The organism is Pseudarthrobacter sp. LT1 (genome assembly GCF_035621795.1).
GTDB lineage: Bacteria > Actinomycetota > Actinomycetes > Actinomycetales > Micrococcaceae > Arthrobacter.
The window spans coordinates 1418410-1445076 of record NZ_CP141830.1 but is presented as its reverse complement, the minus strand read 5'-3'; the positions used below and the strand labels follow the sequence as shown (position 1 = coordinate 1445076).

Below are 26667 nucleotides of genomic sequence, written 5' to 3'. Positions count from 1 at the left end.
GCTAACTCACCGCCAGCGGGGCGTCGGAGAAGATATTCCGGATGACGCCGTTGGCCCACTCCAGGATCTCGGCGTCCTGGAGGTCCCGGCCGCCGATCCGTGCCGTCTTGGGCTTGGGAATGAGGATGGCGTCCATGGCCGGCTTGGACTGCGATCCCGGGTACATCCGGTTCAGCCGCATGGTCTTGGACTCGGGGAGCGATGCCGGGGAGAACTTGATGAAGTTGCCCTGCAGCGCCACGTCGGAGAGGCCGGCCTCGCGGGCGGCGACACGGAACCGTGCCACTTCCACCAGGTTCTGCGCGGGCAGCGGCAGCTCGCCGTAGCGGTCCACCAGCTCGGCCTGGACCTCGTCGATGGCCTCGTTGGTGAGGGCTGCGGCGAGCTTGCGGTAGGCCTCCAGGCGCAGCCGTTCGCCGGGAACGTAGTCGTGCGGCAGGTGCGCGTTGACCGGCAGCTCGATCTTCATCTCCGCGGCCTTCTCTTCGGCTTCGCCACGGAAGTCCGCCACGGCCTCGCCCACCAGGCGGATGTACAGGTCGAAACCCACCCCCTGGATGTGGCCGGACTGTTCCCCGCCCAGCAGGTTGCCGGCACCGCGGATCTCCAGGTCCTTCATGGCCAGCTGCATCCCGGCACCGAGCTCGTTGTGGGCGGCAACGGCTTTGAGCCGTTCCAGCGCCACCTCACCCAGGGGTTTCTCGGAGGGGTACAGGAAGTACGCGTAGGCACGTTCGCGGCCACGGCCCACACGGCCGCGGAGCTGGTGCAGCTGCGACAGACCGTACTTGTCCGCCCCGTCCACGATCAGCGTGTTGGCGTTGGAGATGTCCAGGCCGGTCTCGATGATGGTGGTGCACACCAGGACATCGAAGCGCCGTTCCCAGAAGTCCACGATGATCTGTTCCAGGCGGCTTTCGGACATCTTGCCGTGCGCCACCTCAACCCGGGCTTCCGGGACCAGTTCGCGGATCTTCGCCGCGGTCCGTTCGATGGTGGACACCCGGTTGTGGACCAGGAAGACCTGCCCTTCGCGCATCAGCTCGCGGCGGATGGCGGCGGAGGTCTGCTTGTCCGTGTACGGGCCAACGTAGGTCAGCACCGGGTGCCGCTCCTCCGGCGGGGTGGCGAGTGTGGAGGTTTCCCGGATGCCGGTGAGGGACATCTCCAGGGTGCGGGGAATCGGGGTGGCGCTCATGGCCAGGACGTCCACGTTGGTGCGCATCTTCTTCAGCGCTTCCTTGTGCTCAACGCCGAACCGCTGTTCCTCATCCACGATCACCAGGCCGAGGTCCTTGAACTCGAAGTCCTTGGACAGCAGCCGGTGGGTGCCGATCACCACGTCCACGGCGCCGCTCTTGACGCCCTCGGCGGTTTCCTTGGACTCCTTGGCGGACTGGAACCGGGACAGCGGCTTGACGCGCAGGGGAAAACCGGAGAACCGCTCGGTGAAGGTCTCGTAGTGCTGCTGGGCCAGCAGGGTGGTGGGCACCAGCACCGCCACCTGCTTGCCGTCCTGCACGGCCTTGAACGCAGCGCGCACCGCAATTTCGGTCTTGCCGTAGCCCACGTCGCCGGACACCAGCCGGTCCATGGGGATTTCCCGCTCCATGTCCGCCTTGACCTCGTTGATGGTGGTCAACTGGTCCGGCGTCTCCACGTAGGGGAAGGCTTCCTCGAGCTCGCGCTGCCAGGGGGTGTCGGGGCCGAAGGCGTGGCCGCGGGAGGCCATGCGGGCCGAGTACAGCCGGATCAGTTCACCGGCGATCTCCTTGACTGCCTTGCGGGCCTTGGACTTGGTGCTGGCCCAGTCCGCGCCGCCCATCTTGCTCAGCACCGGAGCATCGCCACCGACATACCGGGTCACCTGGTCCAGCTGGTCTGTGGGGACAAACAGGCGGTCGCCGGGGGCGCCGCGCTTGGCGGGTGCGTATTCCAGCACCAGGTATTCCCGCACACCGTCGCCGCCGCCGGCCACCTTGCGCTGGATAAGTTCCACGAACCGGCCGATGCCGTGCTGTTCGTGGACCACATGGTCCCCCGCCACCAGCTGCAGGGGGTCGACGGCGTTGCGCCGCTTGGAGGGCATCCGCCGCATGTCCTTGGTGGACCCGGCAGAGGTTCGGCCCAGCAGGTCGGCCTCGGTGAGCAGGCCGATCTTGAGCCCGTCCAGGACAAACCCACGGCCGACGGCGGCAGTGGTTACCTCGATGATGCCCGCCTGGGGCTCGTGGTCCAGGCTGTCCACCCGGGCGCAGGGGATGTCGTTCTCGTGGAAGAGTTCCGCCAGGCGCTGCGCAGGCCCCGGGCCCTCGGTGGCCACCACGATCCGCCACTGGTCGCGGACGTGCGAGCCGATGAAGTCCATCATCTCGGCAACGTCGCCCTGGTAGCCACGGGGTTCCCGGGCGTGCAGGTTCAGCACGTCGATCTCCGGCAGCAGCTCCGCATCCTGGGCCAGCGAGGTGATGGACCACCAGGACACGCCGTGCGCCAGCGCTGAGCCGCGGGTTTCGGCCAGCGACCGGAAGCTCGCCGAATGCAGCGCGGCCGACGCCTGTGAGCTGAGGTCCAAAGGTGCCGAGCCGCCGTCGGACGCGGTGGACCACGCCGCCTCAAGGAACTCCTCGTTGGTGGCAGCGAGGTCGTGGGCGCGGGTGCGCACCTTCTCCGGTTCGATCACCACGGCGATGGAATCGGCCGGCAGCTGGTCCACGAACGGAACCATCGCGTCCACCAGGACAGGCGCCAGCGACTCCATGCCTTCAACCGCGATGCCGCCGGCGATCTTCTCCAGCATGTCGGCGGCGGCCGGAAGCTGGGATTTCAGCGTGGCCGCGCGGGACATCACGGAGGGGGTGATCAGGATTTCCCGGCATGGCGGGGCGTGAAGTTCGGTGGGGTGGTGGATGCCCGGGGCGGACAGCGAGCGCTGGTCGGCCACCGCGAACCAGCGCATCTGGTCCACCTCGTCCCCGAAAAACTCAACGCGGATGGGATGGTCCTCCGTGGGCGGGAAGACGTCGATGATGCCGCCGCGGACAGCGAACTCGCCGCGGTGCGTCACCATGTCCACCCTGGCGTAGGCGGCGTCGGCGAGGCTCTTCACCACGCTGCTGAACGGAACGTCCTGGCCAACCTTGAGGGTGACGGGCACCAGGTCGCCAAGGCCGGCCACCACGGGCTGGACCACGGCGCGGACGGGCGCGACGACGACGCGCAGCCGGGCCGTCGTCGAACTTTCCGGATGTGCCAGCCGGCGCAGCACGGACAGCCGGCGGCCCACGGTGTCCGAACGGGGCGAAAGCCGCTCGTGCGGGAGGGTCTCCCAGCTGGGGAACTCTGCAACCGAATGGGCGGGCAGGTAGGCGCGCAGGGCTGCGGACAGGTCCTCCGCCTCACGGCCGGTGGCGGTGACGGCAAGCACGACGCCCGGCTCCGCGGACTGTTCTGCTGCGGCCGCGGCGAGGCCGTCCGCCATCTCCGCCAGCAGCACGGGGCGCAGGCCCGCGGGGGCACTGATCTGGTAATCCTGGCCGCGGACGGCAAAGCCACGGGCGGCCTCGGCACCGACCCGGGCGAATGTCTGGTCCGGTTCAAGGGCGCGGCGGAGTCCGTCCAGCGTCGGGAGCGCGGCGGACTTGCCCGTGCTGGATGTGCCGGCGGCGGACTGGCCGGGAAGACTCATGGCAGAAGCTCCTGTGGTGTTCATCGAAAACAAGCAGGCAACGCGAAAACCCGAAATTCTCTGCGAATCCCGGGTACTCCCAGCCTACCGCGCAGGAACGACATGGCAGCACGGCACCTATCTCCGGGGGAATGGATCTAGGCTGGCAAAGCCGATCCATTTCCGCAGCCTTTTCGCCGGGGCAGCCGTCCTCATGGGCCGCCGCTGCGAATTGCTTGGGACGAACAGGAGCCAGCATGACTGCAATGAGTGCCCAGCCAACACCGAAGACCGTCCTTGTTACCGGTGCCACCGGCTACATCGGCGGCCGGCTGGTGCCCAGGCTGATCGAGGCAGGCCACACCGTGAAAGTGCTGGTCCGCTCTCCCGAGAAGATCGCCGGTGTCCCGTGGCGGGACAAAGTGGACGTCGTGCAAAGCAGCCTCGATGACGGCGACGCCCTCCGCGACGCCCTGTCCGGCGTCGACGTCTTCTACTACCTGGTCCATTCCATGGCGGCAGGCGCCGGGTTCGAAGCGAAGGAAAAGGCCATGGCCAGGACCGCCGCGGACGCTGCCGCCGCCGCGGGAGTGCAGCGGATCGTGTACCTAGGCGGTCTGCATCCCCAAGACGTCGAGCTGTCCACCCACATGCGGTCCCGGGAGGCGGTGGGCAAGGTGTTCCTGGACAGCCCGGTGGACGCCGTCGTCTTCCAGGCGGGCGTGGTGATCGGTTCCGGCTCCGCGTCCTTCGAAATGATCCGCCACCTCTCCGAGACGCTGCCGCTGATGCCGGCGCCAAGCTGGGTGCGCAACAGGATCGAGGCCATCGCTGTGCGCGATGTCCTGTACTACCTGGTGTCCGCCGCGTCCCTGGAGGGCGCCATCAACCGGACCTTCGACATCGGCTGCCGGCAGGTGCTGACCTACGCGGGGATGATGAAGGAGTATGCCGCGGAGGCGGGACTGCCTTACCGCGTGGTGCTGGCGCTGCCGGTGCCGGCACCCAAGCTCGCGGGCATGTGGGTGGCCCTCACCACCCCCATACCGCTCTCCATGGCCGTACCCCTGGTCCAGTCCCTGCAGCATGACGCGGTGTCCAACGAGCACGACGTCGACCAGTACATTCCCCAGCCCGACGGCGGCCTGACCCCTTACCGGACAGCGGTGGCCCTGGCACTGGGCAAGGAGCGGGACGGCCAGGTGGAAACCACGTGGGCCAATGCGGGCGCCGACTCCGACCCGTTGCCCAGCGACCCCGACTGGGCCGGGCACAAGGTGTACATCGACGAGCGGACGTTCCACGGCGACGTGGATCCCGCCCATGTCTGGACCATTATTGAAGGCATCGGCGGACGCAACGGCTGGTACTCGCTGCCCCTGGCCTGGCAGGTCCGTGGCTGGCTGGACAAACTCACCGGCGGCGCAGGCCTGCTCCGCGGCCGCCGGCACCCGCACACGCTGGTGACGGGGGAAGTTGTGGACTGGTGGCGGGTGGAGAAGATCGAACACGGCAGCCTGCTGCGGCTGCGGGCGGAGATGCGTGCGCCGGGGCGGGCATGGCTGGAGCTGTCCGTGGAGCCCGACGGCGGTGGCAGCCGCTACCGGCAGCGCGCCATTTTCTTTCCCAAGGGCCTGAGCGGACGGCTCTACTGGCTCGCCGTCCTTCCCTTCCACAGCCTGATCTTCCCGGCCATGGCACGGAACATCACTACGGCCGCGCAGAAACTGGCCGATGCGGACCGCGCCCAGCTGACCCCGTAGGATGTTGGAGGCGTAAATCCTTTCCCGACGTCCCAGGAGGACCCATGGCGCTGAGCGCAACCACCACCCTTCCGCACTCCGTTGACAGCGTTGCCGCTGTGCTGGTGAACGAAGATTTCCAGCGCCACGTCAGCCAGCTGGTGGGCGGCACCCTGGAATCCTTCAGCGTGGACGGCGACATTGCAGGGGCCTTCAACACCACGTCCGTACGCACCCTCCCCACCACGCGGCTGCCGGAAATCGCCCGGAAATTCGTGGGTGAGAACCTCAAGGTGACCCAGGTGGAGAATTGGGAAGCACCCTCGGCAGACGGCTCCCGCCAGAGCAACATCTCGCTGAAGATCGCCGGCGCCCCGGTGGATGTCACGGCCGTGCAGCGGCTGGTGGCTGACGGCGGCGGAACGCGCGTTGAGCTGGAAGGCGCCGTGAAGTCCTCCGTCCCGTTCCTGGGCGGAAAGATCGCCGACGCCGCTGAGCCCATGGTGGCCAAGGCACTGAACCTGCAGGCTGCCCAGGCGCAGGCCTGGCTGGAAAGCCACTAGCCCATGCAGCTTCCCGTCTTCGCCGCGCTGGTCCTGATCATCGCCGGCGTCTGGTCCCTGGTGGTCTGGCCGCAGTTCCTGCGCCGGGTGATGAAGGATCCGCGGGCCCGTGATGCCGCCGGCAAGGCAACCAGGTTCCTGACCGTGCATGTAGTGCTGGTGAGCATCTCCATGGTGCTCGGACTGGCCACGGCCGTGATCGGCGTCCTCGGCCTGCTCGGCTGAGCTTCCCGGCCAAGCCAGGCGTTTTCCGCACGAAACAGCCCGGGCCTTCCTCCTGCTGGAGGAAGGCCCGGGCTGTTTGCTGTCCGGCTCAGGCTGCCTGGTTGAGCGCATCCTCGGCCGCCACCCAGGAAATCATGGCGCACTTGACCCGGGCGGCGTAGCGGGCAACTCCCTCGAACGCAGCGGCATCCCCCAGCAGTTCAGGATCGGCGTGGACCTTGCCCCGGGAGCGCAGCACCTCCCGGAAGCTGTCGATGACTTCATGCAGTTCGGCCACCGTCATGCCTTCAGCGAGATCGGTGAGGACCGACGCGGAGGCCATGGAGATGGAGCACCCGGCCCCGTCCCAGGCAATCTGGGCCACCTTTCCCTCCTGGACGGCAAGCCGGAGGGTCACTTCGTCTCCGCACACCGGGTTGAGCTGGTGCGACTGCCCCGTGGACGTGCCTTCAGGCGCTTCCGTGGCGGCGAGCCCGCTGCCGTGGCGGGCCTTGGAATGATCCAGGATGATCTGCTGGTACAGCTGGTCAAGGCTCATGGTGTACCTTTCGTCTTCTCCGCTAGGCGCGGAAGTAGGCCCGGACGCCCGCGACGGCTTCGAGGAAGCGGTCCACGTCGTCAGTGGTGTTGTAGAGGTAGGCGCTGGCCCGGGTGGTGGCGGTCAGGCCAAGCCTTCGGTGCAGCGGCTGGGCGCAGTGGTGCCCCACGCGGACGGCAATTCCCCGTGAGTCCAGGAACTGCCCGACGTCGTGGGCGTGGACACCTTCGACGTCGAACGCGGCAAGGCCGATCCGTTCCCGGCCGGCGGCCGGACCCAGGACCCTGATGCCGGGAATGCCCTCCAGTCCCGCCACCATGCGCTGGCCCAGCTCTGCCTCCCACCGGTGGATGCGGTCCAGCCCCGTCTCGGTCAGGTAGTTGGCGGCGGCGGCCAGGGCCACCGCCTGGGAGATGCGCTGCGTCCCGGCTTCGAAACGCTGGGGCGCCGGAAGGTACTCGGCCCGTTCCATGGTGACAGTGGTGATCATCGATCCGCCCGTCAGGAACGGCGGCAGGATATCCAGGAGCTCCTGGCGCCCGTACAGCACTCCGATCCCGGTGGGGGCAAGCATCTTGTGGCCGGAGAAGACCGCGAAATCCACGTCCAGCTCCTTGACATCCAAGGGTAGGTGCGGCGCGGATTGGCAGGCATCCAGGACGACCAGGGCGCCCGCGGCATGTCCAAGGGCCGTCAGCTCCTGCACGGGGTTGATGATTCCCAGGACGTTGGAGGCGTGGGTGAAGGCCAGGACTTTGGTGCGCGGGCCGATGATGCTTTCCGCCTGCTCCATGCGGAGGCTGCCGTCATCCCCGATGGGGATGTAGCGGAGTGTGGCCCCCGTACGGAATGCCAGCTCCTGCCACGGAATCAGGTTGGCGTGGTGCTCCATTTCCGTCACCACGATTTCGTCGCCGGGCTTCAGGGCCAGTCCCCTGAGGGCTTGGTCGCCACGCCCCTGGGCAGCCCACAGCCCGGCATTGGACAGCGCATAGGACAGGAGGTTCAGTCCTTCTGTGGCGTTGGACGTCCAGATGGTTTCGGCATAGTCCGCACCGATGAAGTCGGCAATGGTCTGCCTGGCATCTTCGAAGACTTCCGTGGCCTCCACGGCAAGATGGTGGGCCCCGCGGTGCACGGCAGCGTTGCGCTGCTCGTAGAACTCCTGCTCCGCCTCGATGACGCTCAAGGGATTTTGCGACGTGGCCCCGGAGTCGAGGTAGACCAGCGGTTGCCCGTTGACCAGCTGGTTGAGGACCGGGAAGTCATTGCGGATGCGCAGCACCTCGGCGTTGTCCATGACAGGGACGGCATGTTCCAGTGTGGCTGGCGTTGATACTACGGCCAAAACGAACTCCTTGGGCTGCCAATGTCTGACACCCAATTGTCCCACACACGGCTGTGGCGGCCGCCCGGGAGGGGCAGCCGCCACCGCTGCCCCGGGCTTCAGCCGAGGGAGCAGAGGGCCGGCGACGGCTGGGGGGAGAGTCTCGGTCTCAGAAGACTCTGACGTCGCCGGCCCCGTCTATGCCCGGGCCCCGAGGGGACCGGAAGTTGAGAGGGCCTCAATGTCCTGTTCGGCCTGCTCCGCGGCTTCCAGCCGGCCGCTTTGCTTTGCCTCCTTAAGTAAAGCCCGTGGCGGCCTCCCGTACACGAGTAGGAAGTACTCGAATCCCCGGGGGAGAACTACCGGGGCGCGGTGCTCCTACGCGGCCGGCGTCCCGCGGGCAGCGGGTACCGGCGTCCCGTGGGCACCGGGTACCGGCGTCCCGTGGGCACCGGGTACCGGCGTCCCGTGGGCACCGGGTACCTGCACGAGGGCCCGCAGGCCCTGGGAACGGACAAATGTGCGGAAAACAGCGGGGGCGCGGCCCGGCCGGGGACCTACTTGGGGAGGGCGGACTCCAGCTCATCGCGGCTTCGGACCCCGAGCTTGACGTAGGTACGGTACAGGTGGCCCTCCACCGTCCGTACGGAGACCATCAGCCGCTGCGCAATCTCCCGGTCCGTCAGCCCCTGCACTGCCAGCTCCACGATGTCCTGTTCCCGCCGGGTGAGGCGGACGGCCGGCGCAGCTGCAATGAAGCGGCCTTCCCGGAACCGTTCCCCGAGTTCGTGGTCGCACTTCTCACGCTGGGCAACAGCCTGCCGGGACCGGCGGCGTTCGCCGGCCTGTTCCAGCACCGTGCTGGCCCGGGCATACGCTTCCCGGGCCAGGTTGACAAAGCCTGCCTCCTCCAGCGAGGCAGCCGTTGCCATGAGGGTATCGCCGTCGGCGTTTTCCCAGGCGGCGGCCAGGGTCAGCAGAGCTTCCGCCCAGCGGCCTTCCACCCCGGGGGCGGCCGTCTGCACCATGGGGACAACCGAGGGGTCACCGAGGTCCCAGCACATCGCGAAGACTTCAAGGAGGTTTCCGGTCCGGGCGGACGCCTCCGTGGTGGTCATCAGCGTCTGCAAAGCGGCCAGGCCCTTGCCGTCCCGGACAAGGTATTCAGCAGCCGCGGACACGTAGGCTTCGGCAAGGAGATCATGCGCGGGCCAGCCGGCGCCGGCATCTTTGTGATCCTGTTCCAGGCGCTTTGCCTGTTCCGAGTCCCCCAGCCTGGCAGCGGCGTAGAAGCCCAGTGCGGTGCCGAACCGGTACAGCTGCAGCGGGTCGTTGAGCCTCAGCGCCTCGACGGCGGGCAGCAGCACCTGGTAGGCGCGCTCCATCCTCCCCTGCCGCAGCAATGAGTAGCCCTGGAGCAGCTCAAGGCTTCCGTTGAAGGTGGCGGCCCCGGGCGCATTTCCGGCGGCGTAGTGGTTGAGTTCCCGCTCAGCCGACTCCCATTCACCCATGGCCAGGTAGTCGGAGACCAGCCGTCCCAGCACGAACTCCGGGAAGAAAAAAAGGCTGCCCTCCAGCGGGGGAAGCTCCGAGGCTGCCAGCAGGGCAGCCTCCAGGCCTTGGACGGGGCGTCCAGCCGAAGCCAGGGCATGGGCCAGCAGCCCCTCGGCCATGGCACGGAGGGGTTCGCCGCCGGTGCCCGCGCGGCGCTTCCGCATCACATCCACGTGGTCGTTCAGCGCCTGGATGTTGACCTCGGCAGCCAGCTGCAGCAGGTGCAGGAGTTCTTCCTGCCAGCTCTTTTCGCCGCCGGAAGGTGCTGCGTGCTTTTCGACGTCCTCCGCCACCACGCCAAGGGGGTGGCCGAGAGCCTGGTGTGCCGAAACCCGGAGCAGCAGGACCGCCGGACCCTCAGTGTCCTCCGCCAGCGGGAGCCAGCAGGCGTCCAGGAGGGCCGCGGCCTCCGAATAGGAGCCTTCGTTGTACAGCGCCCGCGCCTGGATGGCCTGGGCCAGTGGAACCAGCGGAGGATGGTGGATGCGGGCGGCGATGGTACGCGCACTGTGGTTGCGGAATCTCAGCAGGGCCTCTTTGGCTGCCGCCAACAGCTCGTCGTCACTGACCCGGAGTCCGCACTCCAGGGCCCATTCCACGGACCGCAGCCGGCCCTCCCCCTGCAGCAGGGTGGTGTCCTGGTGGGCCTTGACCTTCTCCAGCAGCTGGAGGCTGCGGGAAACGGAAACGGTACTCCTGATGGCGCCGGCAAAGAGCCCGTTCCAGATGGCAAGCTCGGCCGGGATGCCGGGCGTTTCAACAATCATTTGCTGGTCCAGCAGTGAACGGACCACCGCAGCCCCGCTGATGTCTTCGATGACTTTCCGGCCCACCGGCCCTGCCAGGGCGATGAGCTTCAGGGCTTCCTGTTCCTCGGGCCCGCGCCGGAGGTGGTCCTTGGCCACCACCGCTGCGAGGCGTGGCCCGTCCGCGGGCAGGGAGCCCAGCAGCATCCAGATTCCATTGCGTTTGGCGAGGACACCGGATTCAGCAGAGTCATGGAGCAGGGCATCAAGTATCCGGGGATTGCCTCCCGACGCGTTCCAAATGGCGTCCACAGTCGCTCCGGGGACTGTGCCGTCAAGGGCGTGGGCCAGGACCTCTTCTATCTGTTCGCGGTTGAGGGGACGGAGGTCCACGCGCTCGGCAAGACCGTCGTACCAGAGCTGGTCCAGCGGCTGCGGCAGGCCGGGCCGGGGACGGGCGGCCGCCACCACGGTGGCCCAGCCGGCCGAGATCACCTCGGCCAGCACGCCTGCCGATGCGTCATCCAGGTGGTGGGCATCGTCCACGGCAAGCAGGACGGGAGCTCCGTTGCCGCCCTTCAGCTTCTCGAAGTATGACCACATGGAACGGAGCACCGCCACGGGTGACACGGACTCCTCCGCCGTGAGCTCCCCCGTATAGGGAGTGAGGACCCCGAACGGCACCCCTGCCAAGGCCGAGCTGGCGTGGATGCGCAGGATGCTCATGCTCCCGGCGAGGCGCTCCGTCACGGCGTCAGTCACTGCCGACTTTCCAATGCCCGCGCCGGCCATGATGAAGACGGCCTGGTGGGTGCCGTTCCGCACCATGTTGCAGATCCGGTCCACCGGCTCCCGGCGGCCGGTCAGGAGCCGGTGCGCAGCCGGCGGCTTGTGGCCATTAGACGAGTCCAGTCAGATCACCCCTTGAAGTCACGCCCAGCTTAGTGAAGACCTGGTACAGGTGGCCTTCAACGGTGCGGACTGACACACCCATTTCCATGGCGATGTCGCGGTTTGACGCGCCGCGGCCGGCCATTCGGGCAATTTGCCGTTCCCGGCTGGTCAGCAGCGGGCTCCCACTGCTGGGCACGATGGGCAGGTTGGACACTGTGGCGGCCAGGATGTCCAACCGTGCCTGCGCCGTTCGCGCAGAGAGGGCGTCCCCCTCCTGGCGGGCGAAATCCACCGCAAGTGCCATGCACCGCGCTTCCACGGCATCGAGTTCGAGCGTGGCGGCGAGTTCGCCGCCGGCGAGCAGGGCCTTGGCGTCCTTTGTCCTGCTTCCGACGGCGATCAGCCGTGACACTTCCGCCAGCGGGCCCTGCCGGTGACCGGCGATGTCCTCCAGAAGACGGAAGTCGGTGTCGCTGCCGTTCACGGTTGCTGCCAGCAGGTAGATGCCGGCGATAGTGTGCCTGCCCGCCTCCAGGTTACGGCGGGCCCCCTGCTTGAGCCCGGCCACCGCTTCCGAGTCTCCCAGCCAGCGCCCGGCGACCAGCGCACAGAATTCGATGATGCTTTCCGTGGCGAATCCTGCCTTGCCGGAAGTGCGTTGCAGTTTGGTGAGGTACTTGCGGGCGAACGCCGCATTGCCGGTCTGCGCATAAGCCAGGGCCGTGGCCGCGTACGCGGTCCGCAGCGCCGCCTGGACCGGTTGCAGCTCCAGCTGGGCTGCAGCGGAGATCAAGGGCTCCAGGGCGGCCTCGCCGCGGCCGGAAAAAGCAAAGGCCACCCCGGCCGCGAGTTCGGTGGCGGCGCTGCGGTACGGCAGCCGGTGGGGCTGGCCTGTGCTGAAGGGGGTGAGGAGATCGATGCAGCGCCGCCACTGGCCCGCCACCAGCAGGACGAAGTAAGCCTCCCTGGTGTAGCGCTCACGGAGGCCGACGATGTGCGAGGCGTCGGTGAGCTGGCCGCCGAGCTGGCGCATGAGGCCTAGGGCGTCCATCTCGCGACCGGTCAGCGCGAGAGCGCTCATCAGGGTGATCGCGGACTGGAGCCGGAACTCCGTGTCAGGGTTGACGGCAGGATCGGCCGCGCGTTCGAGCGCGGGGATCATGGCAGCGTGCTCACCGGTATGGGCCCGGTATTCGAATTCGCTCAGGGAGATACGGTTCACTGCCACCGCGGCCGGTTCAGGCCAGGACAACCCCTGGGCCGTCCGGCCCAGCCGTTCCCGGGCGGAGGCCAGCAGTTCCGGGATCTTGGCCGCCTGCTCCGGAAGGGAGCGCATGACCCGCGCTTTGGCGGCAACCACCTGGGCATATTCCTCAAAGTCCAGGGCCTCAAGTTCTGGCTGGGAAATATCCTCCAGGGCGGAGAGGGCCTGGACCGGCAGGTCCAACTGCAGATACGCCGCGGCCTTTTGCCGCTGCGCGGACGCCCATCCGGCGTCGGTCCTCTGCACCATCTCCGCATAGGTCAAAGCAAAACGGGGATCGAAGAGCTGGACGGCAGCCTGGGCCGCCGCCAACGCGAGCGCCGGCGCCAGCTCGGCCTCGCACTCGTGGGTCCAGGCGGCAAAGGACATCAGTTCTTCCACCGTCATGGCTGCCGGATCCGGCTCCCGGCCGCCCAGCAACACGTTGCGAAGCTCCCGCCGGCGGGAAATGCTCAGCCAGGTCCTGACGACGTCCCCGATGTATTTCTCCCGCAGCGACACCCAGCGGTGCTCGGAGTCATCGATCTCCAGCAGTCCGCCGTCTTCCATGTCCGCGACCACGTCCGCGCCGTAAATGGCGGTAAGGCTGGAGAGCTCCACCCGCCGGGCACAGGAGAGCATCTCGATGACTTCCCGGGTTTCCGGTGTTTCCCGCGACCACCGGGAGCGGACGATGTCATCGAGGCTGGCAGCGCCGTCGAGGACCACCTTGTCCCGCAGCGTCCAAACGGAGTCAGACAGGACAAGGTTTCCGGAGAGCTGCTGTTCGGTGACCAGGGCTTTGAGGAGCAAGGGATTTCCACCCACCATCTGGTGGTAGGTGCTGACCAGGGAGGAAGCGACGCGGTGGCCCAGCAGAGACAGCAGGACCTGCCTGGTTTGCAGCTCGTTGAGGTTGCTGAGCCGTACTTCGGTCAGCTTCCGGTCTGTGAGCAGCCAGTGGAAATCCGCCGGCAAGTCACTGGAGTTGGGGGCAACGGCAACAATTTTCGCCGTACCGGTCAGCAGGACGTTGAGCAGCACGCCGGCGCTCATGTCGTCGATGCTGGTGGAAGTGTCCAGCGTAATGACGCAGGGCCGCCCGGCGGCGTCGCTGCGGATAAGCGAGGTGATGCCGCGCAGGATGGCGGTGGGCGACCCCATGTAGGCCTGCGGCAGCCGGGCCAGCAGGAACGACAGGCAGCCGTACGGAGTGGTGGAGCCTGAAGGGCCGCTCCGGAGCTGCAAAGACCAAACGTCAGGACCGAGGTCCGCCACTGCTGCGCGGGCCAAGGAGGACTTACCTACTCCCCTGCCGCCGGTGATCACAACACCCAGAGAGTTTTCGCTGGTCAGGGCGGTGCGGACAGCGTCGAGATTGGCGCTTCGTGCAGGCATGGACCATTGCTGGCCCTCCGGGGCCCCGGAAGTCGGCGTGGGCAGCCCGTCACCTTGCGGCGTTGACCCACGTCCCCAGCTGAGTGGCTCGATCGACATGAACTTTTCCCCTACATCCTGCAATAGCGGGATGTAGCCCCATTGCTCCCCCGCATAGGAAGAAGAGTACCCTGTGGCACAGACACGGAAACAGGGCCGGAGGGAACTTTTACGTTTCTGTCTGTTGTGAGGCCGCTTTGGCAGGGTGGAATTTCTGCTGGGCGGCGGTGAGCCCCTCACGGAGCAGGGACTCTACGGCATCGGCTGCGTCGTCCAGCAGGAAGGGCAGTTCCTTGAGCTCCGCGGTGCCAAAGTCGCGCAGTACGTAGTCGGCGGTGTCCATCCTGCCGGGCGGACGGCCCACCCCGACACGGACCCGCAAGTAGTCCTTGGTGCCGAGCGCCTTGGAGATGTCCCGCAACCCGTTGTGGCCGCCTTCCCCGCCCCCGAGCTTGAGTTTGACCGTGTTGAACGGGATATCGATCTCGTCATGCACCGCGACCACATGGTCCGGGGCAATGCCATAGAAGTTGGCAAGGGCGGAGACCGGGCCACCGGAAACGTTCATGTAGCTCATCGGCTTCGCCAGGACCACCCGGGGCCCACCAATGCCCAGCCGGCCTTCAAGGACCTGGGCCCGGGCCTTATGGGTCTTGAAGCCGGCCCCGATGCGGTCCGCGATTTCATCGAGTACCATCTGGCCCACGTTGTGCCTGTTGCCTTGGTACTGCGCGCCGGGGTTGCCGAGGCCGACGATCAGCCAGGTGTCTGTCATGGGATCAATCCTAGGGCGACGGTGTGGACAGGATGGCAGCGCCCGGAAGGACGCCGGCCTGCGGACATGGCAGTGGCCGGACCCCTGGAGGTCCGGCCACGGCGGGAAACGGCGGAGTGGTTACTCGGCTGCTTCTTCTTCAGCTGCGGGAGCTTCCTCTGCTGCGCCTTCAGCGGCAGCTTCGGTTTCTTCGCCTTCCTCGACGATTTCGACGGCCTCGGAGATGTTCACCACGAGTGCCTCGGCGTCGGTCAGGAGGACGGTGCCCTTGGGCAGGACCAGGTCGGAAGCGTGGATGTGCTCGCCGGCGGCGCGGCCTTCGATGCTGACCTCGATGGCGGTGGGCAGGTGGGTTGCCTCGGCCTCGAGGGAGACGACCGTCAGTTCAAGGTTGTGGACGGTGCCGGGGGCGGTTTCGCCTTCAACGTGGACCGGAACGTCAACCGTGACCTTTTCGCCCTGGCGGACGGTCAGGAGGTCGATGTGCTCGATGATCTGCTTTACGGGATCACGCTGGACGTCCTTGACCAGGGCCAGGTGGCCTTCGCCGTTGATGTCCAGGGACAGCAGTGCGTTGGGGGTGCGGACCGCCAGGGTGGTGGCCTTTGCCGGCAGGGTCACGTGGATGGGGTCTGCGCCGTGGCCGTAGATGACGGCGGGGATCAGGTTGGCCATCCGGGCGCGGCGGGCGTAGCCCTTGCCGAATTCGGTGCGCAGTTCTGCTGCGAGCTTCTGCTCAGACATGTAAATCTCCTTGAAGACTAAACGGGGTTCAGCAAGGGCGGAGGTCTGGTGTGACCTTCAACGCCGGGCGGCCGGAAGGCGGCCCTTCAAGAAGGCAGTCCCTCGCAGGAGGGACGCAGACCCAGTCGATAACGGAGGCTATGCCCTCCCTCGCCAAGGTATCGCCTAAAAGCCTACCAGTGCGGGGACCATTTCCTTAAATCCCCACCTGCCCCCTGAGCTCGCGAGCTCGCCCAGGGAACCCTGCCGGCGTGGGCCCAGACCCCGCCGGCTCCTGCCGGCGGGGTTTCGTTTTAGTACTGTCTTAGGCCTTGCCGTCGAAGAGGCTGGTGACCGAACCGTCGTCGAACACCTCGCGGATGGCCCTGGCGATCAGTGGTGCGATCGAAAGGACCGTCAACTGCGGGAAGCGCTGTGACGAACCCAGCGGGAGCGTGTTGGTGACCACCACTTCGCGCGCGCCGGACTCCGAGAGGCGGCGGGCGGCGGGGTCGGAGAAGACGGCGTGGGTGGCCGCGATGATGACATCCTTGGCGCCGGCGTTCTTCAGGACGGTGACGGCGCCAGAGATGGTTCCGCCGGTGTCGATCATGTCGTCGATCAGGACGCAGGTGCGCCCCTCGATCTGGCCCACCACGGTCTTGGAGACCGCCTGGTTGGGGACAGTGAGGTCGCGGCTCTTGTGGACGAAGGCAAGGGGTGCGCCGCCCAGGCGTTCGGCCCACTGTTCGGCGACGCGGACGCGGCCGGTGTCCGGCGATACGACGGTGATGTTGTCCGAGCCCACCCGGGTCCGGATGTAGTCGGCCAGCAGCGGAATGGCCATCAGGTGGTCAACCGGGCCGTCGAAGAAGCCCTGGATCTGGGAGGTGTGCAGGTCCACGCTCATGATGCGGTCTGCGCCGGCGGTCTTGTAGAGATCCGCCACCAGCCGGGCGGAGATGGGCTCGCGGCCGCGGCCCTTCTTGTCCTGGCGGGCATACGGGTAGAACGGCGACACCACGGTGATCCGCTTGGCGGAAGCCCGCTTCAGCGAATCGATCATGATCAGCTGTTCCATGAGGTGGTTGTTCAGCGGTGCGGGGTGCGCCTGGATCACGAAGGCGTCAGTGCCGCGGACACTTTCACCGGCACGGACGTAGATCTCGCCGTTCGCGAAGTCGTAGGCATCCAGCGGGAGGAGTTCGGTGCCGAGCTCCTTGGCGATTTCCCGGGCCAGCTCCGGATGGGCCCGCCCGGAGGCAAGCACCAGCTTCTTCTCGCCGTGCGCCGTAATTTCGCTCATTGTTACTTGCCCTCTTCTGTAGATGCCGGGGTACTTGAGGAGTCATTGGTGGCCGCCTGGGCCAGTTCGGCGGAGCGGGTTCCGGGGCGGTGCGCCGGAACCCAGCCTTCGGTGTTGCGCTGTGCAGCGATGCTCAACGCAAGGGCACCGGCCGGTACGTCTTTGCGGATCACCGCGCCGGCGCCGCTGTAGGCGCCGTCCCCCACGGTGACCGGGGCAACAAAGACCGTGTTGGAGCCTGTCCGGACGCCCGAGCCGATCACCGTGCGGTGCTTCTTCTCGCCGTCGTAATTCGCCGTGATGTTGCCACAGCCGATGTTGGTGTCCTCGCCGATTTCGGCGTCCCCGGCATACCCCAGGTGGGACAGCTTGGAGCCACGGCCGATGGTGACGTTCTTGGTTTCGTAAAAGGCGCCGATCTTTCCCTTTTCGCCCAGGACGGTGCCGGGGCGAAGGTAGGTGAAGGGGCCGACGGCGGCGCGCGGGCCGATCACCGAGCCGGAGCCATGGGTGCGGACCACCGTGGCGCCCTCGCCGACTTCGACGTCGGTCAGGGTAGTGTCGGGGCCCACGACGGCGTCCCTGGCCACCGTGGTGGTGCCGTGCAGCTGGGTGTTCGGCAGGAGCCGGACGTCCTCGTCCAGCGTGACGGAGGAATCGATCCAGGTGGTGGAGGGGTCCACGACAGTGACGCCGGCACGCATCCAGGCTTCCACCGTCCGGCGGTTCAGCTCGGCGCCGAGTGCTGCGAGCTGGACGCGGTCGTTGGCGCCTTCCACCTGCCAGCGGTCAGCAGTGACGACGGCGGCAACGCGGCCGCCTGCCTCGCGTGCGAGTCCCAGCACGTCGGTGAGGTATTTCTCGCCCTGGGCATTGTCGGTGGTCACCTTGGCCAGCGCCTCGCGGAGCACGGCGGCGTCGAAGGCGTAGATCCCGGAGTTCACTTCCCGGATCAGTTTTTCGGCCTCGGAGGCGTCCTTGTGTTCGCGGATGCCGGTGACGGAACCGTCCTCGCCGCGCAGGATACGGCCATAGCCGGCGGCATCATCCAGGACCGCCGTGAGGACCGTCACGGCGTTGCCTTCGCGTTCGTGGGTGGCAACGAGTTCCTTCAGCAGGTCGCCGGACAGCAGGGGCACGTCACCGTAGGTGACCACCACGGTTCCAGCCAGGTCCTCATCCGCGTGCAGGGCATGCAGGGCGGCTTCCACGGCACGGCCGGTGCCGGGCACGTCGTCCTGGTCCACAATGACGGCGTGGGGGTCGAGGGCCGATACGTGGCCGGCCACCAGGTCGCGTTCGTGGCGCACCACAATCGCAAGCCTTTGGGGGGCTATGCTGCGGGCCGCCCGGAGGGCGTGGCCCACCATGGAGAGGCCGCCGATTTCATGCAGGATCTTGGGGGTACGCGACTTCATCCGGGTACCGGCGCCTGCTGCCAGAACGATTACAGCGGCCGGGCCGGCATTCTCGGGGATCACGTACGGGCTCTCCTTGCTTGGTTGTGCTGGCGCTTGGCGGCGTCCGGCGGCCCAGGCCGCCGGGCACCGGGTGCCATCCTCATGATCGCGCCCCGCGCAGCAGTTCCGCCCATAGGATTCGAACCTATACTCCACGGCTCCAAAGGCCGGGGTGCTGCCGTTACACCAGAGCGGACCGTGCCGGAGGACTCAAGGCCCGGGGCACAAGTCCCTATTTTGCCACGGGTTCAGGGCCCCGCGCGACACGGGGCGTTCCGCTCCCGCCCGCCCCGCTGAATAGCGCCGCCGGTGGTGGGGCATGATGGGAAGGTGAGCAACAACCTTCCGCGGATGCGGATGACTGGCCTGCAGCGCCGGAGCCAGCTGATCGACGTCGGCCGCGGCCTTTTCGCCGTCCGCGGGCTGGACGGGACCACCATCGAGGAGATTGCAGCCTGCGCGGGAGTGTCCAAACCGGTCATCTATGAACACTTCGGTTCCAAGGAAGGCCTGTACACGGAAGTGGTGGACTGCGAATTCCACATCCTGCTGGACGCGGTCAACGCCGCCCTCACCGAGGAAGCCAAGCCCCGCGTCCTCGTGGAACGCGCCGCCCTGGCCCTGCTTACCTACATCGAGGAACGCACAGAGGGCTTCCGCATCCTGATGCGCGACGCGCCGCCCTCACAGCCCGAGGGCGCCTTCTCCACCCTGCTGTCCCACGTCACCGCCCGCGTCGAACACATCCTCTCCGACGAATTCTCCCGCCGGGGCCTCAGCGGCGAAGACGGCGCCATGTACGCCCAGATGCTCGTGGGCATGGTGGCGATGACGGGGCAATGGTGGCAGGACAGCCGCCAGCCCGACAAGCAGACCGTTGCCGCGCACCTGGTCAACCTCGCCTGGAACGGCCTGACCGGCCTCAAGAAGGACCCTGAGCTGCAGTCCGAGCCGTAAGCCTCGCCGTGATTCCGTCCGCGGCGAAGGGCTGGCTCCGGCACCTAGGGTGAGTTCAGTCGCCGAGGAGTTCTGAGGACTCCAGCCACTCCATTTCGAGAGCGTCCTTTTCGTCCGTGAGCTCCTTGAGCTGCTTGTTTTGGTCGGCGAGCTTGTCAAAGTTGCCGGCCTCGGTGGTCTTCACCATGTCGTCGTGAAGCTTCTTCTCCTCTTGATCCAGCTTCTTGAGCTGCCGCTCGATCCTGTTGAGGGTCTTGCGCGCCTCGCGCTTCTCGGCCTCGGAAGGGCCTGCGCCGGTCCCCCCGGCAGCCTGCGCCTGCCCGGCGCTGGTCACCGGGTTTCCGCCGCCGGTCACGGTTGAGCCGGCCAAGGCTGACTCGCGCAGCTCAAGGTACTGGTCCACGCCCCCGGGCAGGCCACGCAGCTTGCCGTCGCCGAGCAATGCCATCTGGTGGTCGGTCACCCGTTCGAGCAGGTAGCGGTCGTGGCTGACCACCACCAGGGTGCCCGGCCAGCCGTCCAGGACGTCCTCGACGGCGGCAAGGGTATCGGTGTCGAGGTCGTTGGTGGGCTCATCGAGCATCAACACGTTGGGTTCGCCCACCAGCAGCCGGAGGAGCTGCAGGCGGCGCCGCTCACCGCCGGAGAGGTCCTTCACCGGCGTCCACTGCTTCTGGTTGGTGAACCCGAGCTGCTCCACCAGCTGGCCAGCCGTGAATTCCTTGCCGCCCACGTTGAAGGAACGCTTTTCCCGCTCAATGACCTCGATCACGCGCAGGTCAGCGACGTCGTCGAGCTCCTTGACTTCCTGGGTGAGGACCGCGGTGACCACGGTCTTTCCCCGCTTCAGCCGGCCGGCGTCGGGTGTGATCTCGCCGTTGAGCAGCTTGAGGAGGGTGGTCTTGCCGGCGCCGTTGACGCCCACCAGGCCCAGGCGCTCCCCCGGGGCCAGGCGCAGGGTGATGTTGTCGAAGAGCTTCCTGCCGTCGTCGCCGCCTTGGAAGTTCAGGGACACATTCTCAAGGTCAAGGACGTCCTTGCCCTGGCGGGCGGTGGCCATCTTACTCAGCGCCATGGAGTCACGCGGAGCCGGTACGTCGGCGATGAGCGCGTTGGCTGCCTCGATCCGGAACTTCGGCTTGGCGGTCCGGGCAGGGGCACCCCGGCGCAGCCAGGCGAGTTCTTTCTTGACCAGTTGCTGGCGCTTACCCTCCACCACTGATGCCATCCGGTCCCGTTCCGCACGGGCCAGGACGTAGGCTGCGTAGCCACCTTCGAAGGGGTCCACGATCCCGTCGTGGACCTCCCAGGTCTTGGTGCAGACTTCGTCGAGGAACCAGCGGTCGTGGGTCACCACCAGGAAGGCGCCCTGGTTTGGCCGCCAGCGCGTCTTCAGGTGCCGGGCCAGCCAGGCAACGCCCTCGACGTCGAGATGGTTGGTGGGTTCGTCCAGCATGATGACGTCGTGGTCCTCGATGAGCAGCTTCGCCAGGGCCACCCGCCGCTTCTGGCCGCCGGAGAGGGCGTGGACATTGGCGTGCCAGTCGACGTCGGACACCAGGCCGCCCATGATCTCCCGGATGCGGGGGTTGCGGGCCCATTCGTAGTCCGCCTGGTCACCCACGATCGCGGCACCCACCGTCAGGTCGCCGTCGAGCACGTCGCTTTGGTCCAGGTACCCCACGTTGACGTCGCCACGCTTGGTGACACGGCCGGAGTCCGGGGTGGAGCGCAGGGCCAGCAGGCGCATCAGCGTGGACTTGCCGTCACCGTTGCGGCCCACCATGCCGATCCGGTCCCCCTCCTCCAGTCCCAGGGTGACGCCGTCCAGGACGGTGCGGGTTGCGTAGGAAACCGTGAGGTTTTCGCCGCCAAGAAGGTGTGCCAAAGGGAACTGCTTTCTGCTGCCGGACTGGAAGTATTAAAGGAGGGTGTCGGAGATGATGCGCGCGCCCGGGACCGGGCCGTGGACCGCGAGTGCTGTCAGGCCGTAGCGCTGCAGGTCCTCTGCGAGGGCAGCAGCTGCCACGGAATCCTCGGCCAGCAAAGCCACGGTGGGGCCGGATCCGGAGACCATGCCTGCCATGGCGCCGTGGGACTCGCCGATTCCCAGCGTATCGCGCAGCGCAGGCGAGAGTTCAATGGACGCCCTTTGCAGGTCGTTGACCAGCACACGGCTCAGGGATTCCGCGTCGCCACCCCGCAGCGCCGCCAGGATCTTCGGGTCAACACCGGTGGGTTCCCCCGCGTCGATTCCCTCGGCGTCGCGCAGCCGGTCCAGGGTCCGGTACACCTCGGGAGTGGAGAGGCCGTAGTCGGCCACCACCAGGACCCAGTGGGTCTGCGCCTTGGCCAGGGCCGGAGAGAGTTCGTCGCCCAGGCCAAGCCCGACGGCGGTTCCACCTAGGAGCGAGAAGGGGACGTCGGCACCCAGTTCCGCTGCAAGGTGTGCCAGTTCCTCACGGGACAGCCCGCTGTTCCAGAGGGCGTCGCAGGCCAGGAGCGTGGCAGCGGCGTCGGCGGATCCGCCGCCCATGCCGCCGGCCACCGGGACCCGCTTGGTGATCTCCAGGTGCACGCCGGTGGCGTGTTCGGAGACGTCGGCCATGATGGCGGCCGCCTTGTAGGCCAGGTTGCTGCTGTCCAGGGGGATGTCGACGGCGTCGAGGTCCAGGGTGCTTTCGGGGCTGAGGCTGATGGTGATTCCCGGGGCGGCGGTGCTGGTGGCTGCCACTTCCTCATAGAGGGACACCGCGAGGTAGACGCTGGCCACCGAGTGGTAGCCGTCAGGCCGCAGCGGCCCAACGGCCAGGGACACGTTGACTTTTCCGGGTGCCTTGACGCGCACCGTCCTGGCCGCGAAACGCCCCCCGCCTGCCCTCTCAAGTCCCGCGTTCACGGGCGGTTTTCCCTGGCTTCGGCGATCCTGGCGAATGCGGCGATGTCGATGACCTCGCCGCGTGCGGTGGGGTCGACGCCGGCTGCCAGCAGGCAGCGCTCAGCTTCCGGTGCTCCCCCGGCCCAGCCTGCCAGGGCAGCCCGGAGCGTCTTGCGCCGCTGCGCAAACGCCGCGTCCACTACGGCAAACACTTGTTCGCGGGTGGCGGTGGTGGCGGGGGGTTCGCGCCGGGTGAAGGCCACAAGCCCGGAATGGATTTTGGGGGCCGGCCAAAAGACGTTCATGCCGATCACGCCGGCCTTGCGCATCTGGCTGTACCAGGCGGCCTTGACGGACGGAACACCGTAGGTCTTGGACCCGGGTCCGGCTGCCAAACGGTCTGCCACCTCGTCCTGCACCATCACCAGGCCGTGCTGCAGGCTGGGGAAATGCTGCAGGAGGTGCAGCACCACGGGAACTGCCACGTTGTAGGGCAGGTTGGCTACGAGCGCCGTGGGTTGCACCGGCAGTTCGGTGACCTTCATGGCATCGGCGTGCACCAGGTGGAACGCGTTGGCGGCGGCCGGGCGCCATTCCTTCACGGTTTCGGGGAGCTTTGCGGCAAGGACAGGGTCGATTTCGACGGCGACGACCGCCGCTGCCGCGTCGAGCAGCCCCAGCGTCAGGGAGCCCAGCCCCGGACCGACCTCGAGCACTGTTTCATCCGGCCCCACGCCTGCTGCGGCCACAATCCGGCGGATGGTATTGCCGTCAATGACAAAGTTTTGGCCCAGGGTCTTGGTGGGCCTGACCCCAATTTCCTCTGCCATCCGGCGTATGTCGGAGGCACCGAACAACGGTGCGGGAACGGCGGGGATCGGTTCAGTCACCTAGGTATCCTATCCCGCGCGGCACTTTGGCCCTCCCCGGTTAACGGCTGTGGCCGGCCCCGGAGTACCCGGGGCCGGCCACAGCTGTTTCCTGCGCGTTGATGCTGGCTGATCAGCGGCTGGCGGCCCAGCCGCAGCCCCACGGTGACAGGCCACGCTGTGCGTAGACGCGGTTGGCGATGTCGATCTGCTGCGCCTTGGTGGCCAGGCTGGCGTTGGGCGCGTAGGCGCCGCCGCCGGCGCCAATCCAGGTCTGGATGTCGAACTGGAGGCCGCCGTAGTAGCCGTTGCCGCTGTTGATGCTCCAGTTTCCGGTGGACTCACACTGGGCAATCTTGTCCCACATGGCTTCATTCATCATGGCCGGTGCTGCTGCGCCGGTGTTGGCGCCTGCGGGGGCAGCGGGGGCCGCGGCGGCCTGGGGTGCAGGCTTGGCCTTGGTGCCCACGGTGACCTTCTCGGTGACGGGCTGGACCGCTACGTTCTCCGAAACCAGGGTGCGGGAAGCCTCCCGGCCGTCAACGAGCACCAGCTTGAAGGTGCGCTCGATCTTTCCGGCGGCCCCGGCCTGTGTCACTTCCTTCTCACCCTTGAGCATGTCCGCGCTTTCGGCGGTGACGGTTTCGAAGGGAACGTCCTCGCTGGTGACGGCGGTCTGTCCGGTGTCAACCCGGGAAACCTTGATGACCATGTTGTTCACCACGTTGGCGTTGGCCGGCTGGGAGGTGCGGTCATTGGCGCCGAGGGTCACGCCGGAGTCTTCAAGGACCTTGCCGACCGTGGGGGCGGTGGTGGTGGCGGTGTTCACCTTGCCGTCGGCCACGATGCTGACGGTCTTGGGCGTGGAGATGGAGACGTAGGAACCGGCGAGCGAAAGGGTGGCATCCTTGGGCGCCGAAACGGTCGAGGCACTGGCCACGCCGAGTTCAGTCACCAGGTCCTCGACGTCCTGCGCCGTGGTGTTGACCGTTTTCTCGGCACCGTCAAGGCTGACCTTGACTTCTTTGGCCTGGTTGATGTTGATGACGGTGCCGTTCTGGACGGAGGCGTCAAGGGCGGGGGAAACGCGGTCGCTGGGCTTCAGGTCCAGGTTGGCGCTCTTGACCACCTGTGCCACTGTTCCACCAAAGGACTGCACAGACGACGCTTTGCCGTCCACGTTGAGCGTAATTGTTTTGTTATTGCCCACGAAGGCTACGAGGCCTGCGACCAGGCCGCAAAGCACCAGCAGCTGGGCGCCAACCTTTATAAAGCTGAACTTGCCGTCCGATGTGAAGAACTTGATCACGATTGCCCGTAACTCTCGGTCCATCCGGGCACGGGGAATGCGCAATAAAATGCCCGGAGCAACCTCGAAAAGGAGAGTCCGGGCACCAGTGCGCCGCCACACTCCGCGCAGCGGCAGGCCGGATATTGGACAGGCCGGCCCGGCTGCACATGGAGTGAAATTACCCGTTGGCCTTCCCCGACCCCGGCTAATAGTTTTCCACTGTAACCGTAGCGTTATAAAGCAGCCAACATTTTTGCATACCAGGTATGCAAATGAGAGTGCCACAGAAGAGTGGAATCAGGCCCAGGATCCGTATGCCCGCACCGTATTTTCGCTGATGGAGGTGCACAGGGCGGCGAGGTCGGAGCCTGTCAATTCTGCCATGGCGCGCACGGTGTAAGGGACCATATAGCTCGCGTTCGGACGCCCCCTGTGCGGGTGCGGCGTCAGGAAGGGAGCATCCGTTTCCACCATGATGAGCTCCCGGTCCGCGACCGCGAGCGCGGCACGGAGGTTGGCGGCATTCCTGAAGGTCAGGGTGCCGGCAAAAGACATCCACCAGCCCTGTTCGTTACACGTCCGTGCCAGGTCCTCGTCACCGGAGAAGCAGTGGAACACCACCCTTTCCGGTGCACCTTCCTCCCGGAGCACACGGACCACGTCGCTGTGCGCGTCCCGGTCATGGATCTGCAGGGTGAGGCCGAGGCGCTTGGCGATGTCGATGTGGCGCCTGAAGGAGTACTCCTGGTGCCGCAGCCCCTCACCTTCCGTGCGGTAGAAGTCCAGCCCGGTTTCGCCGATGGCCCGGATGCGGGGATGCGCGGCCAGCTGTTCGATCTCGGCAAGCGCCGCTTCCAGTCCGCCCCGGGAGGCGTAGTGCGGAGCATCGTTGGGATGCAGTGCCACGGCTCCCAGGAGCCGTTCGTCCTGGTCCACCGCCTCCACCGTGAACCGCGAGGACTCCAGGTCGCAGCCCACCTGCACGGCACCCTGCACACCCACGGCCTCTGCCGCATCCAGTGCAGCCTTGATCCCCACTGGTCCCTTTCCTTCCGGGAAGTCCAGGTGGGTGTGGTTGTCCATGACCGGTACCGGCAGGGGCTCCGGCGCAGGCGGGAAATCCTTCCGGCGCCCGGCGTCGGCCTCCGGTTCCGCGTCTGCGGCGCGCACGCGGTAGGCGGCGGGAATCGACGAATTGCACATCCAACCAGCCTAACGGCCGAAGGCTCCCCATATTTGCCGGAACTCTCTGTCGGGCACGGCAGTTGTGTTAGTAGTCTGGAACGAAGACACGCGCACGCCCACCGAGGGGCGAAGGCAGGCTTGCTGTCACGTCCAGGTGAAAGCCGGGCTGAAAGGTTGCCGATGGAACCCCACCGACGCACTGCCAACAACGCAGGCGCACCGAACCTCAACCTGGCCGGCGTCGCCGATTCCGTCAGCCACCTGAACGGCCACCGGCAGGCAGCCATGGATTCCGGTGCCTTCCACGCAGCAGCACAACGCATCCTGACCACTGTCAATACCGTCATCGACGGCAAGTCCGATGCCGCCAAGCTGGCGCTCACCGTCCTCCTCGCCCAGGGCCACCTGTTGGTGGAGGACGTGCCCGGCGTCGGAAAGACCCTGCTGGCAAAAACCCTGGCGCGGACCATTGACTGCACCGTCAACCGCATCCAGTTCACCCCCGATCTCCTCCCCTCCGACGTGACCGGGGTGTCCATCTACAACCAGGCTTCCAGGCTCTTCGAATTCCGGCCCGGCGCAGTGTTCGCCAACATCGTCATCGGTGACGAAATCAACCGCGCGTCCGCCAAGACCCAGTCGGCCCTCCTGGAATGCATGGAGGAGCACCAGGTCACGGTGGACGGCACGTCCTACAAACTCGATGAGCCGTTCATGGTGGTAGCCACCCAGAACCCCATCGAAATGGAAGGGACATATCCGCTGCCGGAGGCGCAGCGGGACCGCTTCATGGCCCGGATTTCCATGGGCTACCCGGATAAAGACGCAGAGATCGAGATGCTTGAGACGCACCAGGCGGTCTCGCCGCTGGCCACCGTCTCCCCCGTGGTCACCGTTTCCGATGTCGCCGCCATGATCGCCTCCGTCCAGCAGGTCTACGTCTCGGATCCAGTGAAGGAATACACGGTCTCGATAGGGCGGGCCACGAGGGAAAGCCCGCTGCTGCGGCTGGGCGCGAGCCCCCGGTCCATGCTGCAGCTGCTGCGCGCCGCCAAGGCCACCGCTGCCTTGGACGGCCGCGATTTTGTGCTTCCGGACGACGTCGGTGATGTGGCCGAAGCCGTCCTGGCGCACCGGATCATCCTTGACCGGAAGGCTGCCGGCGCAGGCGAGACCCCGCACAGCGTCCTGCGCGGCATCCTGTCCCGGCTGCCCGTGCCCCAGGCGGCCCCGGGGCAGCCCAACCGGGCCGCGGCGGCCGCCGGCGGCAGGAACCGGTAGGGGCAA

Annotated in this window: 19 protein-coding genes and 1 tRNA gene; 5 read left to right on the top strand and 15 right to left on the bottom strand. The window is 67.0% G+C overall.

What is annotated here, in order from left to right:
- Position 1: 1 nt before the first annotated feature.
- Positions 2 to 3688, bottom strand: a complete 3687-nt coding sequence (gene mfd, locus VIK36_RS06855) for a transcription-repair coupling factor (RefSeq protein ID WP_324644594.1) — start codon at positions 3686 to 3688, stop codon at positions 2 to 4.
- Between the two features lie 236 nt (positions 3689 to 3924).
- On the opposite strand from mfd, the gene VIK36_RS06850 reads away from it, so the two are divergent.
- From VIK36_RS06850 to VIK36_RS06840, 3 genes are read left to right on the top strand one after another with little or no spacing between them, the layout of a single operon-like run.
- Positions 3925 to 5430: an SDR family oxidoreductase gene (locus VIK36_RS06850; RefSeq protein ID WP_255174905.1), complete on the top strand. Its 1506-nt coding sequence runs from the start codon at positions 3925 to 3927 to the stop codon at positions 5428 to 5430.
- 44 nt (positions 5431 to 5474) lie between these two features.
- Entirely contained in the window at positions 5475 to 5972 is a 498-nt protein-coding gene (locus tag VIK36_RS06845) for a DUF2505 domain-containing protein (RefSeq protein ID WP_324644593.1), read from the top strand.
- Between the two features lie 3 nt (positions 5973 to 5975).
- Positions 5976 to 6197, top strand: coding sequence for an SCO4848 family membrane protein (locus VIK36_RS06840; RefSeq protein WP_159632487.1), 222 nt, complete (start codon positions 5976 to 5978; stop codon positions 6195 to 6197).
- Positions 6198 to 6285: 88 nt separating this feature from the next.
- Here VIK36_RS06840 and sufU read toward each other — a convergent pair whose 3' ends face one another.
- The 9 genes from sufU to VIK36_RS06795 form a co-directional block, all read right to left on the bottom strand.
- On the bottom strand, positions 6286 to 6735 hold the full coding sequence (sufU, locus tag VIK36_RS06835; protein WP_159632488.1) for a Fe-S cluster assembly sulfur transfer protein SufU: 450 nt from the start codon (positions 6733 to 6735) through the stop codon (positions 6286 to 6288).
- A gap of 22 nt (positions 6736 to 6757) precedes the next feature.
- Positions 6758 to 8083: a SufS family cysteine desulfurase gene (locus tag VIK36_RS06830; protein WP_324644592.1), complete on the bottom strand. Its 1326-nt coding sequence runs from the start codon at positions 8081 to 8083 to the stop codon at positions 6758 to 6760.
- 536 nt (positions 8084 to 8619) lie between these two features.
- Positions 8620 to 11190: a helix-turn-helix transcriptional regulator gene (locus VIK36_RS06825; RefSeq protein WP_324644591.1), complete on the bottom strand. Its 2571-nt coding sequence runs from the start codon at positions 11188 to 11190 to the stop codon at positions 8620 to 8622.
- Positions 11191 to 11260: 70 nt separating this feature from the next.
- Positions 11261 to 13897 (bottom strand): helix-turn-helix transcriptional regulator, encoded by a 2637-nt coding sequence (locus VIK36_RS06820; RefSeq protein WP_324644590.1) that lies wholly within the window; start codon positions 13895 to 13897, stop codon positions 11261 to 11263.
- 208 nt (positions 13898 to 14105) lie between these two features.
- Positions 14106 to 14711: an aminoacyl-tRNA hydrolase gene (gene pth / locus VIK36_RS06815; protein ID WP_324644589.1), complete on the bottom strand. Its 606-nt coding sequence runs from the start codon at positions 14709 to 14711 to the stop codon at positions 14106 to 14108.
- A 120-nt stretch (positions 14712 to 14831) separates the two neighbouring features.
- Positions 14832 to 15455, bottom strand: coding sequence for a 50S ribosomal protein L25/general stress protein Ctc (locus VIK36_RS06810; RefSeq protein WP_324644588.1), 624 nt, complete (start codon positions 15453 to 15455; stop codon positions 14832 to 14834).
- Positions 15456 to 15759: 304 nt separating this feature from the next.
- On the bottom strand, positions 15760 to 16740 hold the full coding sequence (locus VIK36_RS06805) for a ribose-phosphate diphosphokinase (protein WP_159632494.1): 981 nt from the start codon (positions 16738 to 16740) through the stop codon (positions 15760 to 15762).
- Positions 16741 to 16742: 2 nt separating this feature from the next.
- Positions 16743 to 18221, bottom strand: a complete 1479-nt coding sequence (gene glmU / locus VIK36_RS06800; RefSeq protein ID WP_324644587.1) for a bifunctional UDP-N-acetylglucosamine diphosphorylase/glucosamine-1-phosphate N-acetyltransferase GlmU — start codon at positions 18219 to 18221, stop codon at positions 16743 to 16745.
- Positions 18222 to 18324: 103 nt separating this feature from the next.
- A tRNA-Gln gene (locus tag VIK36_RS06795) sits at positions 18325 to 18396 on the bottom strand.
- A gap of 134 nt (positions 18397 to 18530) precedes the next feature.
- On the opposite strand from VIK36_RS06795, the gene VIK36_RS06790 reads away from it, so the two are divergent.
- Positions 18531 to 19157, top strand: coding sequence for a TetR/AcrR family transcriptional regulator (locus tag VIK36_RS06790; protein WP_159632496.1), 627 nt, complete (start codon positions 18531 to 18533; stop codon positions 19155 to 19157).
- 55 nt (positions 19158 to 19212) lie between these two features.
- Here VIK36_RS06790 and VIK36_RS06785 read toward each other — a convergent pair whose 3' ends face one another.
- The 5 genes from VIK36_RS06785 to VIK36_RS06765 form a co-directional block, all read right to left on the bottom strand.
- Positions 19213 to 21045, bottom strand: a complete 1833-nt coding sequence (locus VIK36_RS06785; RefSeq protein ID WP_324644586.1) for an ABC-F family ATP-binding cassette domain-containing protein — start codon at positions 21043 to 21045, stop codon at positions 19213 to 19215.
- 33 nt (positions 21046 to 21078) lie between these two features.
- Positions 21079 to 22056 carry a 4-(cytidine 5'-diphospho)-2-C-methyl-D-erythritol kinase gene (locus VIK36_RS06780; RefSeq protein WP_324644585.1) on the bottom strand — a complete coding sequence of 326 codons (978 nt, stop codon included), beginning with the start codon at positions 22054 to 22056 and terminating at the stop codon, positions 21079 to 21081.
- Positions 22053 to 22925, bottom strand: coding sequence for a 16S rRNA (adenine(1518)-N(6)/adenine(1519)-N(6))-dimethyltransferase RsmA (gene rsmA / locus VIK36_RS06775; RefSeq protein ID WP_159632499.1), 873 nt, complete (start codon positions 22923 to 22925; stop codon positions 22053 to 22055). The genes VIK36_RS06780 and rsmA overlap by 4 nt, the downstream gene beginning before the upstream one ends.
- A 112-nt stretch (positions 22926 to 23037) precedes the next feature.
- Positions 23038 to 24213 (bottom strand): transglycosylase family protein, encoded by a 1176-nt coding sequence (locus tag VIK36_RS06770; protein ID WP_324644584.1) that lies wholly within the window; start codon positions 24211 to 24213, stop codon positions 23038 to 23040.
- 279 nt (positions 24214 to 24492) lie between these two features.
- The gene (locus tag VIK36_RS06765; protein WP_324644583.1) at positions 24493 to 25398 is read right to left on the bottom strand and encodes a TatD family hydrolase; all 906 of its coding nucleotides are present in this window, start codon (positions 25396 to 25398) and stop codon (positions 24493 to 24495) included.
- A gap of 162 nt (positions 25399 to 25560) precedes the next feature.
- Between VIK36_RS06765 and VIK36_RS06760 the strand changes: the two genes are divergently transcribed.
- Positions 25561 to 26661, top strand: coding sequence for an AAA family ATPase (locus VIK36_RS06760; protein WP_255174891.1), 1101 nt, complete (start codon positions 25561 to 25563; stop codon positions 26659 to 26661).
- Positions 26662 to 26667: the final 6 nt, after the last annotated feature.

Excerpts from the sequence above, each read along its gene's own strand:
- mfd (WP_324644594.1), bottom strand. The coding sequence starts at position 3,688 with ATGAGTCTTCCCGGCCAGTCCGCCGCCGGCACATCCAGCACGGGCAAG.
- VIK36_RS06850 (WP_255174905.1), top strand. The coding sequence starts at position 3,925 with ATGACTGCAATGAGTGCCCAGCCAACACCGAAGACCGTCCTTGTTACC.
- VIK36_RS06845 (WP_324644593.1), top strand. The coding sequence starts at position 5,475 with ATGGCGCTGAGCGCAACCACCACCCTTCCGCACTCCGTTGACAGCGTT.
- VIK36_RS06840 (WP_159632487.1), top strand. The coding sequence starts at position 5,976 with ATGCAGCTTCCCGTCTTCGCCGCGCTGGTCCTGATCATCGCCGGCGTC.
- sufU (WP_159632488.1), bottom strand. The coding sequence starts at position 6,735 with ATGAGCCTTGACCAGCTGTACCAGCAGATCATCCTGGATCATTCCAAG.
- VIK36_RS06825 (WP_324644591.1), bottom strand. The coding sequence starts at position 11,190 with ATGGTGCGGAACGGCACCCACCAGGCCGTCTTCATCATGGCCGGCGCG.
- VIK36_RS06820 (WP_324644590.1), bottom strand. The coding sequence starts at position 13,897 with ATGCCTGCACGAAGCGCCAATCTCGACGCTGTCCGCACCGCCCTGACC.
- pth (WP_324644589.1), bottom strand. The coding sequence starts at position 14,711 with ATGACAGACACCTGGCTGATCGTCGGCCTCGGCAACCCCGGCGCGCAG.
- VIK36_RS06810 (WP_324644588.1), bottom strand. The coding sequence starts at position 15,455 with ATGTCTGAGCAGAAGCTCGCAGCAGAACTGCGCACCGAATTCGGCAAG.
- VIK36_RS06805 (WP_159632494.1), bottom strand. The coding sequence starts at position 16,740 with ATGAGCGAAATTACGGCGCACGGCGAGAAGAAGCTGGTGCTTGCCTCC.
- VIK36_RS06765 (WP_324644583.1), bottom strand. The coding sequence starts at position 25,398 with ATGTGCAATTCGTCGATTCCCGCCGCCTACCGCGTGCGCGCCGCAGAC.
- VIK36_RS06760 (WP_255174891.1), top strand. The coding sequence starts at position 25,561 with ATGGAACCCCACCGACGCACTGCCAACAACGCAGGCGCACCGAACCTC.